The sequence below is a fragment of the Citrobacter sp. Cf088 genome (assembly GCF_030334295.1).
GTDB classification, from domain to species: Bacteria; Pseudomonadota; Gammaproteobacteria; order Enterobacterales; family Enterobacteriaceae; genus Citrobacter; species Citrobacter freundii.
The window spans coordinates 54642-67388 of the sequence record NZ_JAOWEE010000032.1 but is presented as its reverse complement, the minus strand read 5'-3'; the positions used below and the strand labels follow the sequence as shown (position 1 = coordinate 67388).

Genomic DNA, 12747 nt, shown 5'->3' with positions numbered 1-12747 from the left:
GAACAGTGGGGATACGTCGGGGCTAAATCGCGCCAGCGCTGGCTGTTTTACGCGTATGACAGGCTCCGGAAGACGGTTGTTGCGCACGTATTCGGTGAACGCACTATGGCGACGCTGGGGCGTCTTATGAGCCTGCTGTCACCCTTTGACGTGGTGATATGGATGACGGATGGCTGGCCGCTGTATGAATCCCGCCTGAAGGGAAAGCTGCACGTAATCAGCAAGCGATATACGCAGCGAATTGAGCGGCATAACCTGAATCTGAGGCAGCACCTGGCACGGCTGGGACGGAAGTCGCTGTCGTTCTCAAAATCGGTGGAGCTGCATGACAAAGTCATCGGGCATTATCTGAACATAAAACACTATCAATAAGTTGGAGTCATTACCCACCAGATGATAAACCGGCCTGTCTCGTTCTATCTTGCACTTGCCGATGCCTGGTTGCTTGTTAACGAACAGCAGCCGGTTTACCAGTTCCGCATCCGAAACCAGTACAACGGCATGACTACTGAATGGAATTCCGTTGCCCGGGACAAAGTCATTGAAGTGATTAAGATGCAGCCGGAAACCGCTGAATTCCGGGTTCTCGTCCCATCGGCTCCTGAGCCTGCTGCGAATGCCCGGCAGTTGATCTCAGAAATTGAAGGTCTGCGTGAAGCTATTGGGAAACTCTACCCGGCAAATACTGATGTACGTCGTATTGCCAGAAACAGCGGCTGGATGCATGTATACGACGACACCAATGCCAAAATGAACTTTGCAGACAATGCCAGAAATACCCCTTATCTCGATGCCTTTGTGACTCAACTGCATCTCTTCCTCACAGATGATCGAGAGTAGATGTAAAACCTCCCTGAATCTTTCTGCTCTAACCAGCGCTGTCATATAGCATTTTTTTGACGGCGCTGCCGGTTGCGCTTTTATCAAACATGGTAAATACATTGTTTCATGCTGTCTGGCTCCCGGGCGCGGAGTTATCGTTGATGGAACCAAGTTGAGATATTCGAAATGAAAAGACCAACGGCACATAAAAATGACCGTCTGCCGGTGCGAAGATCTAACCCTACAACGCCTCAAGCAAGAGAGCGCGTTATTGCCGGGCTGGTGGCCTCAGCTACATCTGACTTCGTCTACCTCGTTCAGTGGCTGAAATCAGGAAAGCAGAACGGTGACCCTCTACAGCTATCCAGATGGGATAGCCTGAGAAATGCAATAAGCCACCTTGAGACGCTTGATGCTGGTGTACAACCTGACTGGCGCAAAGTCCTCACCCTGGTGTCGCGGGAAATTCATACCAGCCATAATGTCCAGGCGGTTGTTACTCCTCCGTCTAAAATCGCCGGTGGTATACTCAGCAACCTTAACGACATCAGCCAGAAGATAGCGACCGGGCTTGCTTCCCCTGACATGCTCGGCAGGCTCGATTATATGCTTCAGTTGACCGCAGGCCTGGCAGGTGGTGATGATCTGGCGCAAAGCATCCGTAAGGTTTCAGACAGTGCAGAAAAAGCCCTACGTGGTTATGACAAGCCGCAGGCAAAGGCCAAAACGCCTAAACCGGCCCCACCAGCTCCTGCATTCCGGGATGATCAGACGTTCAGGCAAGAGTGTGCGCCACTGATTGGGGTTGATGACCTCTTTGTTCTGGCTAATTGCCTTATTGCGATGTCCGCCCGCCTGGGCCGTTCTCCTGTCAGCCTAGCGAAACGCGCAGCGGGTTTAAAAGGTGTGATTAAACCCGATATGCTGGCTGACCTGCTGGAGCTCTTACAGCAGGACGTGGATCTGACCGCCCTGGCCCCGCCACCCAGGGTTAAAGACGATAATAGCCGCAGTGATGGAGGTAAGCTCGTCGGTTTAACCGGGGTCGTCGAAGGTGGCGCGTCAATCGGTGCTGAAGCGCAGCGTATCATCACCGCAGAACTGAAGAAGCACTCGCCGCTCACTTCGGCGCAGCGCGTATCTTTCGATACCGCCCGTGCGGGTCTGGCGCTGGAGAGCGATACATTCCGGGTTATTGAAGAGATCAGACGTATTGCAGCATCACTCAACTGGAGACCGCTGGCTGTCGCGGCCCATGCCGCGCATAAATCGCCTGGTATCCGCCCGGAGATTGCCGGGGATGTGATCACGTTGCTGGCGCAGGATGAGGCCTTAACCACCAGCAAGCCTAGCCGTTAAGTACCTGCCGCACTGACTACAGCTTACCTCGCGATATTGCACCAGCAGCTCAGAAATAATACCGGTATAAACGTCCGCGTTTTGCCGGTATTTTAATTCGCCCTATTTTTAGAATTAGCGATAATAGCGTTGCTTATTACGTATTTTTACACTCAGAAACCTTCGTCACATGAATAGGGTATGGTTCACTGAATAGACAAAGACGTTAAATCTGGTCAGCTACAGAAAGGAGGATTTATGTAAATGCTCTCGTTACGTTCAAACTCTTAAAAAACTGCCGCGCCTGCCTATATAAGCCAGGCTGTAGACCTGAAGTCTACAAATTTAGCGTTACTGACAATTCACAATCCAGTGAACCGGCCCACACTAAGGAGGTTATATGCGAACGCGTAACTTTAAATCTGAGTCTATGTAATCTGATCAGCTGGCGCTGCCGAGAATGGCGGACTCCGCTACCCCGGTGATAGACCGGGGTAGCAGGAAGAAAGAGTAACGATTTACCGGTTTTAAAACCAAATTTTCGTCAAATGGGATACAAGCGCCCAAGGCCGGTTCCCGTCTGACAGACCGAAGTTGTGATGTGTGCATCGCCCCCCTGGAAGTTGTTTTATTGAATTGCTGTGTGTAGTTTTGCGGGGATAATACCCCGCTTTTTTTTTGCTTATTCTTCTTCGTCACCCCACCTTCCTGTGCCATCATACGTATAGAAAATAACTTTTCACTTCTGACCCTTTTTCAGTTGAAGTCTTATGATTTGATATTCCGCTAATACACACACATTAAGGAATGAAAATGAGCAACGATATTCATAACAAAATTGCTGATGCTTTAGCTTCTGTTGGTTTAAAACTTTCCGATGGATATACCCGGGCCGCACTCTTACTGAAGATGAAAGGTTCAGTTAGTCTCAATTTTGCTGTTGATGGCAAACCTGTCACTGTCACTCTCCATATGACTGAATCGGGTGATGTTACTGCTACCACTGATTATGACGATTCAACCGCTACTGCCGCAGCAGCAGCCGCAGCCACTACAACGCCAACACAAGAGTCGGTGGAAAAACCAGCAGAAGAGTCGGTGGAAGAGCCAGAAAAAAGTAATACACGAAAAGGCCCAAGGCCTAAGTAATAACTGCGCTGGAACTACATGTTGGCATAATTATAAATATCAAAACTGGCGGGGTTAAATCCCCGCTTTTTTATGCCCGATTTCCTTCGTCACCTGAATACCCCGTGAGACTATAAGTAAACAAAACGAACAACACGGGGCAACGCCATGACCACCAGCAAAGAGAAAAATGTATTCTACGTTCACTACTATGAATCCGACTCCAGTGGTGGCGAACTGCCACTGATGCGCATTGAAGCGGAGAACGAAGATGAAGCCAACCTGATCTGTCTTCGCAACCTCGCGGATGTTTATGACGTTGATCATGACGACATCAGTCTTGAAGACGGCTTCGAAGTGAACGGCAATAGCGTTTATCTGCAAGGTATCTACCCGGCGACCTCAGAGCAGGCACTGGTAGTTGATGCGGTATTTAATATGACTTCTGTAGAACCAGTCGCTGAGGCTGTGACCGGCACGGCGGAATCCGCCTGCGGTATCAGCCTGGTCTCTGATAAGGTCTGGCTGGAAAGCTGGTTCGACCTCGAAGACAAATTTGCTGATCAGATGGCCCACGTCGCTGAAGATGACAAGTCTGATACACGCTTCTTGCTCTACCGTGACCAGGTCATCGATGTGCGTGAATGCGAGACATCTTCTGTCCCAGGCTGGGATCTCCAGTTCGGCTTGAGCGGCGGTACGCAGATGCTATTCATTCGCCTTTCTGATGATGGCGATCACGTTGCACTGGGTCTCGAATAACTGCTGCCTGCGCCCGGGCTTGTTTGCCCGGGTTGCTCCCCTCCCCTGAATCAAACCGAGTATCATGACATCATTCTGAGGAGTACCAGACGATGAGCGAAGTAAAGCACTTCAGCATCACGAAAACCGTTGATTTTTACATCAATGAAGCATCCCCGGAAATTATTGCGGGCCGCAGGATCTATCTGGAAACCGTATTGATTCCTCGCCTTCGTACCGGCCTTGCCGTGCTCAATAAGATGGGCCTGACCGAGCGTGAAGATATGGAGCTGCGCGATGTGTACCAGCGTGGCGTGGAATTTTTTGACAAATTGTTCGATGGCCCTGTCCCGCAGGCCAATACCACCACCAGCCACTAATCCGCAAATTTTGTCCTTTTTTTACCCGGCTCTGACTTCGTCACCCGGGTAACCAGTGATTTAATAAGTAAACAAAACGAACATACCAATAATCACTGGGGATGCACCATGTTTAAAAGTCTGTCTGAATTGATGACCAGCGTTGGCAAGACTGATGCGCATAAAGTCTCGATAGTCCAGGTTAAAACCGGTGTCACCTCGTGGGGCCGCAAAAACCAGTCATCCCGGCCTACGGCTGAATACCAGATCTGGATGGATACTCCTGACAACGACAGTCGTATCGTCCTGAAGCTGAATTTCGTGCTGAGTTCCCGCCGTAACCAGCCTGAGAAGAATGCGCCCCTGAATATTGAAATCAGCCAGTACGCTAACTGGGATACGGTGAAACGCGCCTGGGCGGAATGCGCTCCTGAACGCTATATGCGGCTGGAGAATGAAACGACAGATGAGTTTATGTCCACCAGCGGGGTCTGGGAAGAAGCATCCGTCATCACCAATGACATGCAGCCGGATTACCGCTACTTCTATCCAGGCACGTCCTATTACGTGGCAAACGACAGCTACTGAAGCCAGAAAACACACCATATAACCGAGGATCTACCATGACCGACGCTATCCAGACTGCCCCTGAAAGCTTCAGCCTTTCTTCCCTGACCGACCTGTATCGCACAGTGCAGGCAACCGAGTCCCACGCTCTTTCAATGATGCGTGTCCAGAGGGGGAGCACCTCCTGGGGGAGCCGTCGTATAACTGACCGCCGAACTGAGGGGTTCACCGTCTTTCTGGATGCGCCGGATAACGCCAGCCGTATTACTGTTAAAACGGAGTTCGTGCTGAATGCAGCAAAGACCGGCCCTGATACGTCTAATGATCTGGTGGTGGAAGCGCGTGAACATTCAGGCTGGGATGAGAGCCGGAATTGTTTCACTGTTACCCGCGAGATCGGCGAACTGCGGGTTAATGCTGGTGGTGAAAATCATGCTGCTACACTTCGTCAGCTGTGGAAGCTGCTTCACGCGCAGGCAAAAGCCTACCAGTCCAGAAATACTGCCGGTAACGCCACCTGGCTTATGTTCTGATAAGCCCCGGGCATGGTAATGTGCGTCACGACATTACGCCGTGGCGCACTACGTTCGTTTAGAAGGAAATGAAGATGAAAATAAGCCAGCTGGAAGTCGGGATGAGTGTCTGGTCGGTTAGCCGGGTAAATATGGGCAACACCACACTTAAAACAGTTGTCGTCCACCCGGTCGTGATTGTCGAAGTCCATGATAACCACGTCATAGCCACCTGGAATGGTAACGCCCCGCGTCGTTTCGGTGAGTCCGTCGTTAAGGGCTGGAAGAAAGAAAAGCCGTTGCTGATCCGTGAAGGTTTCGGGCAAATGCGCCTGGCTACCAGGGAAGAGAAAGCGCTGGCTGGTAAGTAACCCCCTTCGTGACCTGTATGACCCGTGGTGTAATGGCTCCGACAACCTGGCAGTTTTCGCAACGCAACACTCTGCCGCAAATCACCCTCCACGGGGCCAGACAGGGAATACACGATGACCGATGCCATTCTCTCTGAAGAGCTGTACTTCAAATACCTCAACACCTACGAACGCGAAAGCAGGTTTCGCATTGACTCTTTTCGCTTTGATGGCGAGCCTCAGTGGACAACCAAATTCGGTCAAGCTCGCATCCGCCCTTCTCAGGTACGTGTACTGCTCTGCCGCTGCGGGGCAAACAACTGGAAAGACGATGGCAGGTTCGCCAATGAGTACTGCTGCGACAGCTGCGGACAGTTCGTGGAGGTGCTACAGCATAACGACCGTTGATTCGCGTCCCGGGGCCGGAGCTGATGGCTCACTGATAAACCATTTCAGACCGACATATTCATTCTGATAATACCCGACGTATCGCCTTCGTCACCTGCCGGGCCCGTGTTGTACTGGTATCAGTACAACATAAAACGAGATCACGGGGCGCATCATGCAGACACTGACCGACGTATTCAGCGATAAGGCGAATAAAGCCTTTCATTCGATTTTCGCCGATTTCCTGCCCACCAGCGCGGATGGGGTAATCACCTTTACGGTTCGCGGCTATGGCGGAAAAACTGCCTGCATGACCGTCCCCTCTGGAACCCCGGTTTTCGTCTTTGGCACTGAAGAGCTCGCCGACTTCCATCGCTCCGCCGTGGCGGGTGAATTCTACATCGTTGATCACGGTGGTTTCCGCACCCTGAATCAACAGGTAGAACGTGGCCGCGTCCCAGTCATCTACGACATCCTCTGAAGGGATCCGATTATGGCAATCGACACAGTTTACCGCCTGCGGCTCGATTTCGACGTGTATAACGGCGATGTCATCGACACCAAAGAGCAGGAAGACAAAGACCAGATCTCCATTGCGAAAATCACCCAATTTATCTTCGATGCCTCCGTTCGGCTCAAGCTTGATGCCTGCGAAACCAGCGATGGCGGGCCAGCACATGGGCCTTACTGTGTTCTTGAGCACTGCAACCGAGCTGTACTGGAACAGGCCGAAACTGAAATTAAACGCTATGTGAGACGCTTTAAAGGCCATTCACTGGAAGACTGATGAACCCGGTACATCCACCAGCATGAGGATGTACCTGACTTCGATAGCCGCTGCCGGGCTGTGCCTCCTGAGCAGCAGAGGACAAGGTACGGATATGCCAGACAATAAACCCCGGATGACTGCCGCTGAAATGACTGAGCGAGCCTATCACTTCTTCCTGGACGCAAAGGGTCTGTCCCCTCGTGCCGGGCAGGTAGACATGATGGCGTTTTGCAGCGCAGTCGTTAACGCTACCCCCGCTGAGGAGCAGTATCGCGTCGGGGTTATTGAGGCCGGTACGGGGACAGGGAAAACACTCGGGTATTGTCTGCCGCTGATCCCCCTGGCGATGGAAAAGCATAAGACGCTGATCATCTCCACGGCAACCGTTGCGCTTCAGGAACAAATCATCTCCAAGGATCTGCCAGAAATACAGGCGAGAGCGGGCCTGAGCTTCTCCTATGCGATGGCGAAGGGCCGTAGCCGTTACTTCTGCCAGATGCGCTGTGACGTTCATATGGAAAGCGAGATGAATGCCTATGGCTACATCCGCGATGATGTGGAGGATATCAGCAAGGCCTTTGCTGGTGGTCACTGGACAGGAGAGCGTGATTCCTATCCTGATGAGATCAATGAGGCGGTATGGGGTCGGGTCAATGCTATTGGCAGTCAGTGCCCTAAAAAGCGTTGCCCACATTATCACCGTTGTCCGTTCTTCCTCGCCCGCGCCCTGCTGGAGTCGGTGGATGTGGTTATCGCCAACCATGACATCGTATTGTCTGACCTGTCACTGGGAGGCGGTATTATCCTTCCCCCGCAGGAAGAGTCCATTTATGTGTTCGACGAAGGTCACCACGTTCCGCAGAAAGCAATTAACCACTTTGCGACCTCCGCCTCTCTCGATGCCAGCAGGCATTTCATGAGCGAAATCTTCGACATGGTAATGACCATGCCAGAGTCCTACGGCGGGACTATGGAAAAGCACGTGCAGCAGCTGGTGGAGCTTGCGGGCCATGCCGGTGATGAGCTCGGTGAGCTGCGGGGGACACTTTTACGCTCCCTGAACTGGCGAAACGATCACGAAATGCCAAATGGCACGGAATCGGACATCTATCGCTTCCCGGAAGGTTTCGTTCCTGAAGATATTGCGGCCCTGTTTAAGCCTGGGTTAAAGACAGTAAACGAGATGCAGAATATCGTTGTGAAAATGACGGCGATTGTAGATGAGGCCGGGCGGGATATCAGCGAGGAAGAACTGGCCCTTCAAAAGATGGCTGTCGGCGAGCTGGCAAATCGCCTGGCGGGTATGCATCAGGCTCTGGCCTCATACTGCGGGAATAAAACCGTCTCTGGTATGCCTATGGCCCGGTGGATTAACGTCCGTCGTACTAAACGCAGCACCGAAGTGGTGATTAATTGCAGTCCGGTCTATGCGGGCGAACACCTGAAATCCGAGCTCTGGTCGAAGGCTTATGCCACCATTGTGACCTCGGCAACAATCCGCTCCCTTAGCAAGTTTGACGCATTCCTGGAGCAGGCCGGTCTTCCAGTCGATACACCTACCCTGCTGGCCCGCAGCCCGTTTGATTACCAGAACAACGGCGTGTTGTTCATCCCCCGTATGCGCTCGGTTCCGACCAATCATGAAGAACATACGGCGGAGATCATCGAACTCCTTCCCAAACTGGTGCTTCGGCTTCAGGGTTGCCTCGTGCTGTTCGCCTCCCGCAGGCAGATGGAAGAAGTCAGCAAGGCGATGCCTCAACACATTTCACCGCTTCTGCTGATACAGGGGGCACTTCCAAAACGGGAAATACTGCTGCGCCATAAGCTCAGAATCGACCGTGGTGAGCCGAGCATTATCTTTGGTATGGCTTCTTTCAGTGAAGGGGTGGATCTGCCTGGCGTGTACTGCAACAACGTCATCATTGCCAAGCTGCCTTTTAGCGTTCCGACCGACCCGGTGGGCCAGACCCTGACGGAGTGGCTGGAGAAAAACGGGCGTGATGCTTTCCGGGAAATCTCGATACCGGAGGCCTGCCTCAAACTGACCCAGTCCGTTGGTCGGCTTATCCGCACAGAGAGCGATACCGGCGCGGTGACTATCCTGGATAAACGCCTGAAGACAAAAGCCTACGGGAAAGACATCCTCGCATCCCTGCCCCCTTTCAGGCGCGAAATTCGTTAATCAACAGTCGAGAGGTTGCTATGCATAAAATTGAATGCCCACGCTGTCTGGGTGGTAAGGGTGAGATCCGAGCGTTCCGGCACGTTCAAGGCGGTGTGTGTTTTCGCTGCAAGGGCCGGGGGTATGTCGAGGTGAAAACCATCCCGAAGCCTTCTATCCGGTTTGTTGCTATGCAGAAATGGGCAAATCCAGAGGACGTTAACTACAACAATGGGGATTTTATCAGGACGTTCTATTTCAAGGCCCGAAGTCAGGCTGAAGCAACAAAGAAGCTTCAGAAAAAACTCGGCGCGTCAGGTCGTGAGTTTTATGCCACTCCTGCGGATGATGTCCAGCAATAAATGGGGGCGTTTTGTAGTGGTTTATTCACTCTGAAATCTATCACTCTGGTTATGATTGGTTTCGAAACAAATGACAGGTGGTAACACATGAAAAACCAGGCTAAAACACAACATTCTGTTTTTAAGTTCATTCGAGCTGCGATTCCGGTAACAGTTCTATCGGCTATACAGTACGCTGTCATTTCTACATTGCTGGTGGTTGGAAAAATTGACCTTCAATGGTCGGAACTCGCTACATCACTTCCGTTATGTATTATTGCAATATTCTCAACAGCATTTGTATTTTACGACCCAAATGAATATGAGTACTTTCTTTCAGTGCTGGGAATGCTTACCGTTTGGGTTTTAGTGTTTATTGCATCAATACTCCTACTTGTAATCGCGCGAGGTTTTTCCTTCATCACAAGCAATTATGTAACATATGCTGAATTGGCTTCCTATTCCATACAGATAGGAATGATGATTGTATTTTACTTCAAGAGGGATAGTCTTAATCAACAGACCCTATAGATACAGTATTTCGCGATTAATATTATCATTGAACATTAACGCACAAAATTTACCCCCACGTCATACAAGGTTACCGATGCAATGAAAAATAAAATTATCGATGCAAAACTTGCATTTTTTAAAGTAGAGGGAACTCCAAGTACTGGTCACGTTGTGGTTATCGGGAAACCATCATCTGGGAAAAGTTTCTGCCTTACTGATGAAATAACGCGTTTGTTAAAAGCAGGTAAAAACCACGAAAATTAATTTGAATATTGCAAGCGGGGTTTGCTATGACATCAATTATTACCACTTTATATGAAAAACTTTCATTTCGTGTGCTCGCAGTTCCGCTGATTATTTTCAGCATTGAATTTTTGATATGGGCAGTGCTTATTCGAGAAAATGTTATATCCGGGGACTGGCCTTTGTATAGAACTTGTTTGTTCGCTTGTTTTTCCTCGCTGATTATAACTGGATTCACATTCCAGAATCCTGAAGGCAGTGATTTCCTAAAGGCAGCAGCAGGTCTCCTTGGATGTCTGGCCTTGGGGGGATTGATAATTATTATTTATTATATTGGCACTCTCGAATTTCCGATTATCACTGCCAAGATGGTTTGGATTTTCATGATGGCAAGCTTTACGTCTCAGCTTTTCACTTGCCTGATGAAATCGATGACTGATTAATTTGAAGTTCAGCAAAAACAATTGCAGAGCAAAGTTATTTATTCACTCATTTTGCGATCTAAGTATGCTTACGCTGAAGTAACCGAAAAGTACCTTTCTTGAAAAGTTTTTTCGGGATTTTAGGAGAAATGGATAATGGCATTCTCACTTACTTTCCATCAATACATTCTGGAGTAATAACATGTTTACTTTAGTTCTCGTGATTGGGCTTTATTCAAGTGGTCTTAATCCAAGTGGTGTCACCTCTCAGAAAATACCTGACTACAAAACCTATGATGAATGCCAGAGTGCCGCGCCTAAAGCAAAGCGTGGGGAAACTATCACCATCTTAAGTTATTGCATTCCCCAGCCTGCGGATAAGACAAAGGCGTAAAGGCTTCGCTATATGTGAATTATCGAAGGGGTGTCCATTTCATACCCGATTACTTCGTCAATTGTCGACCGGTGGGATAATAGGATTAAAACAGTTTTTAGCTTCACGATATTATGGAGAAACCGCCGTCATGCACCCATTCGATTCGGTCAGAGTAAAACTGAGTTTTGCCGGAAAGCCACCAGCGGCTTTACTGCAAAGCGCCCTATTTCTTGAAAATCAGCGTCCCGAATCCTCCAGTTGGAGCGACCCGGGCACGGCGGGTAATACACTGCTTCGCGACATCCTCCGGTCACAACCGGTTGAACTGAGCACTCTACAAGGCGTGGTTAATCTGACTACTGGCAACCTCGGTAAAGCCGAATGTAGTGAGTTGCTTGCACTGATGGGCCTTCGTAGCTTCGGTGAAGAAGCTGCTGAGTTAATGGTTCGCAATGCGTCAATGGTTTTTGCGAGTGGACAGGCTAATGCAAAGAACCTGATTCGCATGGAAGTCACTAAATCACACCTTACTTCTGATAAGCAGGTCATTGTCAGTACTGAAACCCTTGAGCGGCGTATGTACGTCATGAACAGCAACGGTATCTGCTTCGTCGTTGAGCCTGAGATCTGCCTTGATGCCGAGAAACTGCCGGGCGCGGATTTCTTTATCACTGAAGACGAAATGGATGCTGCGGGCGTGAGCCGCTGGGGTGAAAACGGCAGTCAGCACTGGCGATGCATGGTTACCTGGTTCAATGGCAGTAGCACCATCATGAACGAAATGGGACACATGTACGAGCTCGGTGATGAACCTGAAATTCGGCTCAATAGCTTCGGTGGATAAAGCCCACCAGCGAGGAAATACGATGAGACACGATAACGTCAAGCCCTGCCCTTTCTGCGGTTGTTCATCTATCCGGGTTCGGGAGATTTCGAATAATTTTCGCGCCTGCTGCAATTCCTGTGAGGCCACGGTGGCGTTTCAGGACTCCGAACAAGCCGCTGTGACGCGCTGGAATACCCGCGCTGAAGAGAAACAATCTGGCGGACTCCAGTCAGCATAAATTAAGCCCCGGGCTGCTCTGGGCCTGAATACCGATAAGAGGAAACACCGACATGAAATTTTACATCAGCGACGTTTTATGGAAATCCGGGCAGGCATTCATTTTCTCGTTTGTCACTGCTCCGGCAGTTGCGTTACTGCTCATTCTGTTCTGCACAGTTCTTACCAGTTCACCATCCAAGGTCTTCCTCGATCAGGCCCGTAGTCTGGTTGGAAATGCCACCAGCACCTCGGTCATGGTTTGCCCTGAAGAGAAAGCAGTGTTTGCCGCGTTCCGCTCCTCAGAATGCCAGCGACACGTGGTGAATGCCGATGATGCCATTAAACAATGGGACTCGCTGTTGCTCAAAGGCTACCTGATAGTGGCGGGTATCGCTCTTATCTGCTGGATGGTAAGCGAGGCAGTTAACTACCGCAGAAAGCCGTGGCGCTATGGGATCCGTCCCTCTGATATGACATTTAGCTATACAAAACTCGTGCCGAAAGAATCCGATGATGACGCGGATAAATAACCACTCATTTAGCACGGCAGACAGCCGGTCAATGCCAGCAGCACAGGGGGCAGTATGGGTAGACCTACAGGCAATATCGTCAGACTCACAAAATCAACAGGCCGCAGCAGCGACTTTTTCGGGCCATGTGAGTTGTGTGG

The 12747-nt window shown here is 50.3% G+C and carries 20 protein-coding genes and 1 pseudogene; all 21 read left to right on the top strand.

The genetic code is table 11. The features are described 5' to 3' along the window. Nucleotides 1-372: pseudogene (locus OGV71_RS03265) on the top strand (IS1-like element IS1B family transposase); the annotation flags it as partial. Nucleotides 373-393: 21 nt separating this feature from the next. Then, on the top strand, nt 394-840 hold the full coding sequence (locus tag OGV71_RS03260; RefSeq protein WP_286532575.1) for a hypothetical protein: 447 nt from the start codon (nt 394-396) through the stop codon (nt 838-840). Between the two features lie 168 nt (nt 841-1008). Next, the gene (locus OGV71_RS03255; protein ID WP_007372264.1) at nt 1009-2181 is read left to right on the top strand and encodes a hypothetical protein; all 1173 of its coding nucleotides are present in this window, start codon (nt 1009-1011) and stop codon (nt 2179-2181) included. Nucleotides 2182-2973: 792 nt separating this feature from the next. Continuing rightward, nucleotides 2974-3309, top strand: coding sequence for a hypothetical protein (locus tag OGV71_RS03250; RefSeq protein WP_007372266.1), 336 nt, complete (start codon nt 2974-2976; stop codon nt 3307-3309). A gap of 147 nt (nt 3310-3456) precedes the next feature. Further along, entirely contained in the window at nt 3457-4050 is a 594-nt protein-coding gene (locus tag OGV71_RS03245) for a hypothetical protein (protein ID WP_007372267.1), read from the top strand. A gap of 92 nt (nt 4051-4142) precedes the next feature. Continuing rightward, entirely contained in the window at nt 4143-4409 is a 267-nt protein-coding gene (locus tag OGV71_RS03240; protein WP_007372268.1) for a hypothetical protein, read from the top strand. A gap of 108 nt (nt 4410-4517) precedes the next feature. Continuing rightward, nucleotides 4518-4976: a hypothetical protein gene (locus tag OGV71_RS03235; protein ID WP_007372269.1), complete on the top strand. Its 459-nt coding sequence runs from the start codon at nt 4518-4520 to the stop codon at nt 4974-4976. A gap of 35 nt (nt 4977-5011) precedes the next feature. Further along, nucleotides 5012-5488, top strand: coding sequence for a hypothetical protein (locus tag OGV71_RS03230; protein ID WP_096897031.1), 477 nt, complete (start codon nt 5012-5014; stop codon nt 5486-5488). A 74-nt stretch (nt 5489-5562) separates the two neighbouring features. Then, nucleotides 5563-5838 carry a hypothetical protein gene (locus tag OGV71_RS03225; protein ID WP_007372271.1) on the top strand — a complete coding sequence of 92 codons (276 nt, stop codon included), beginning with the start codon at nt 5563-5565 and terminating at the stop codon, nt 5836-5838. A gap of 114 nt (nt 5839-5952) precedes the next feature. Further along, nucleotides 5953-6225: a hypothetical protein gene (locus tag OGV71_RS03220; RefSeq protein ID WP_007372272.1), complete on the top strand. Its 273-nt coding sequence runs from the start codon at nt 5953-5955 to the stop codon at nt 6223-6225. A gap of 154 nt (nt 6226-6379) precedes the next feature. Continuing rightward, the gene (locus tag OGV71_RS03215) at nt 6380-6685 is read left to right on the top strand and encodes a hypothetical protein (RefSeq protein ID WP_016241563.1); all 306 of its coding nucleotides are present in this window, start codon (nt 6380-6382) and stop codon (nt 6683-6685) included. 12 nt (nt 6686-6697) lie between these two features. Continuing rightward, entirely contained in the window at nt 6698-6991 is a 294-nt protein-coding gene (locus OGV71_RS03210; RefSeq protein ID WP_007372274.1) for a hypothetical protein, read from the top strand. A gap of 94 nt (nt 6992-7085) precedes the next feature. Continuing rightward, nucleotides 7086-9158, top strand: coding sequence for an ATP-dependent DNA helicase DinG (gene dinG, locus OGV71_RS03205; protein ID WP_016241562.1), 2073 nt, complete (start codon nt 7086-7088; stop codon nt 9156-9158). Between the two features lie 20 nt (nt 9159-9178). Then, on the top strand, nt 9179-9499 hold the full coding sequence (locus OGV71_RS03200) for a hypothetical protein (protein ID WP_016241561.1): 321 nt from the start codon (nt 9179-9181) through the stop codon (nt 9497-9499). An 87-nt stretch (nt 9500-9586) separates the two neighbouring features. Next, the gene (locus OGV71_RS03195) at nt 9587-10009 is read left to right on the top strand and encodes a hypothetical protein (RefSeq protein WP_024196082.1); all 423 of its coding nucleotides are present in this window, start codon (nt 9587-9589) and stop codon (nt 10007-10009) included. Nucleotides 10010-10090: 81 nt separating this feature from the next. Next, on the top strand, nt 10091-10255 hold the full coding sequence (locus OGV71_RS03190) for a hypothetical protein (protein WP_007372277.1): 165 nt from the start codon (nt 10091-10093) through the stop codon (nt 10253-10255). A 26-nt stretch (nt 10256-10281) separates the two neighbouring features. Continuing rightward, nucleotides 10282-10677, top strand: coding sequence for a hypothetical protein (locus OGV71_RS03185; RefSeq protein WP_024196081.1), 396 nt, complete (start codon nt 10282-10284; stop codon nt 10675-10677). A gap of 181 nt (nt 10678-10858) precedes the next feature. Beyond that, nucleotides 10859-11050: a hypothetical protein gene (locus tag OGV71_RS03180; RefSeq protein ID WP_016241560.1), complete on the top strand. Its 192-nt coding sequence runs from the start codon at nt 10859-10861 to the stop codon at nt 11048-11050. A gap of 130 nt (nt 11051-11180) precedes the next feature. After that, on the top strand, nt 11181-11876 hold the full coding sequence (locus OGV71_RS03175; RefSeq protein WP_007372278.1) for a hypothetical protein: 696 nt from the start codon (nt 11181-11183) through the stop codon (nt 11874-11876). After that, the gene (locus OGV71_RS03170; protein WP_306083951.1) at nt 11839-12096 is read left to right on the top strand and encodes a Lar family restriction alleviation protein; all 258 of its coding nucleotides are present in this window, start codon (nt 11839-11841) and stop codon (nt 12094-12096) included. Before OGV71_RS03175 ends, OGV71_RS03170 begins: the two co-directional genes overlap by 38 nt. Nucleotides 12097-12148: 52 nt before the next feature. After that, on the top strand, nt 12149-12607 hold the full coding sequence (locus OGV71_RS03165; protein ID WP_008786599.1) for a hypothetical protein: 459 nt from the start codon (nt 12149-12151) through the stop codon (nt 12605-12607). The last annotated feature ends 140 nt before the right edge of the window (nt 12608-12747 follow it).

Coding starts and splice junctions, on each gene's coding strand:
- OGV71_RS03260 (WP_286532575.1), top strand. CDS start 394: ATGATAAACCGGCCTGTCTCGTTCTATCTTGCACTTGCCGATGCCTGG.
- OGV71_RS03255 (WP_007372264.1), top strand. CDS start 1,009: ATGAAAAGACCAACGGCACATAAAAATGACCGTCTGCCGGTGCGAAGA.
- OGV71_RS03250 (WP_007372266.1), top strand. CDS start 2,974: ATGAGCAACGATATTCATAACAAAATTGCTGATGCTTTAGCTTCTGTT.
- OGV71_RS03245 (WP_007372267.1), top strand. CDS start 3,457: ATGACCACCAGCAAAGAGAAAAATGTATTCTACGTTCACTACTATGAA.
- OGV71_RS03240 (WP_007372268.1), top strand. CDS start 4,143: ATGAGCGAAGTAAAGCACTTCAGCATCACGAAAACCGTTGATTTTTAC.
- OGV71_RS03235 (WP_007372269.1), top strand. CDS start 4,518: ATGTTTAAAAGTCTGTCTGAATTGATGACCAGCGTTGGCAAGACTGAT.
- OGV71_RS03230 (WP_096897031.1), top strand. CDS start 5,012: ATGACCGACGCTATCCAGACTGCCCCTGAAAGCTTCAGCCTTTCTTCC.
- OGV71_RS03225 (WP_007372271.1), top strand. CDS start 5,563: ATGAAAATAAGCCAGCTGGAAGTCGGGATGAGTGTCTGGTCGGTTAGC.
- OGV71_RS03220 (WP_007372272.1), top strand. CDS start 5,953: ATGACCGATGCCATTCTCTCTGAAGAGCTGTACTTCAAATACCTCAAC.
- OGV71_RS03215 (WP_016241563.1), top strand. CDS start 6,380: ATGCAGACACTGACCGACGTATTCAGCGATAAGGCGAATAAAGCCTTT.
- OGV71_RS03210 (WP_007372274.1), top strand. CDS start 6,698: ATGGCAATCGACACAGTTTACCGCCTGCGGCTCGATTTCGACGTGTAT.
- dinG (WP_016241562.1), top strand. CDS start 7,086: ATGCCAGACAATAAACCCCGGATGACTGCCGCTGAAATGACTGAGCGA.
- OGV71_RS03200 (WP_016241561.1), top strand. CDS start 9,179: ATGCATAAAATTGAATGCCCACGCTGTCTGGGTGGTAAGGGTGAGATC.
- OGV71_RS03195 (WP_024196082.1), top strand. CDS start 9,587: ATGAAAAACCAGGCTAAAACACAACATTCTGTTTTTAAGTTCATTCGA.
- OGV71_RS03190 (WP_007372277.1), top strand. CDS start 10,091: ATGAAAAATAAAATTATCGATGCAAAACTTGCATTTTTTAAAGTAGAG.
- OGV71_RS03185 (WP_024196081.1), top strand. CDS start 10,282: ATGACATCAATTATTACCACTTTATATGAAAAACTTTCATTTCGTGTG.
- OGV71_RS03180 (WP_016241560.1), top strand. CDS start 10,859: ATGTTTACTTTAGTTCTCGTGATTGGGCTTTATTCAAGTGGTCTTAAT.
- OGV71_RS03175 (WP_007372278.1), top strand. CDS start 11,181: ATGCACCCATTCGATTCGGTCAGAGTAAAACTGAGTTTTGCCGGAAAG.
- OGV71_RS03170 (WP_306083951.1), top strand. CDS start 11,839: ATGAACCTGAAATTCGGCTCAATAGCTTCGGTGGATAAAGCCCACCAG.
- OGV71_RS03165 (WP_008786599.1), top strand. CDS start 12,149: ATGAAATTTTACATCAGCGACGTTTTATGGAAATCCGGGCAGGCATTC.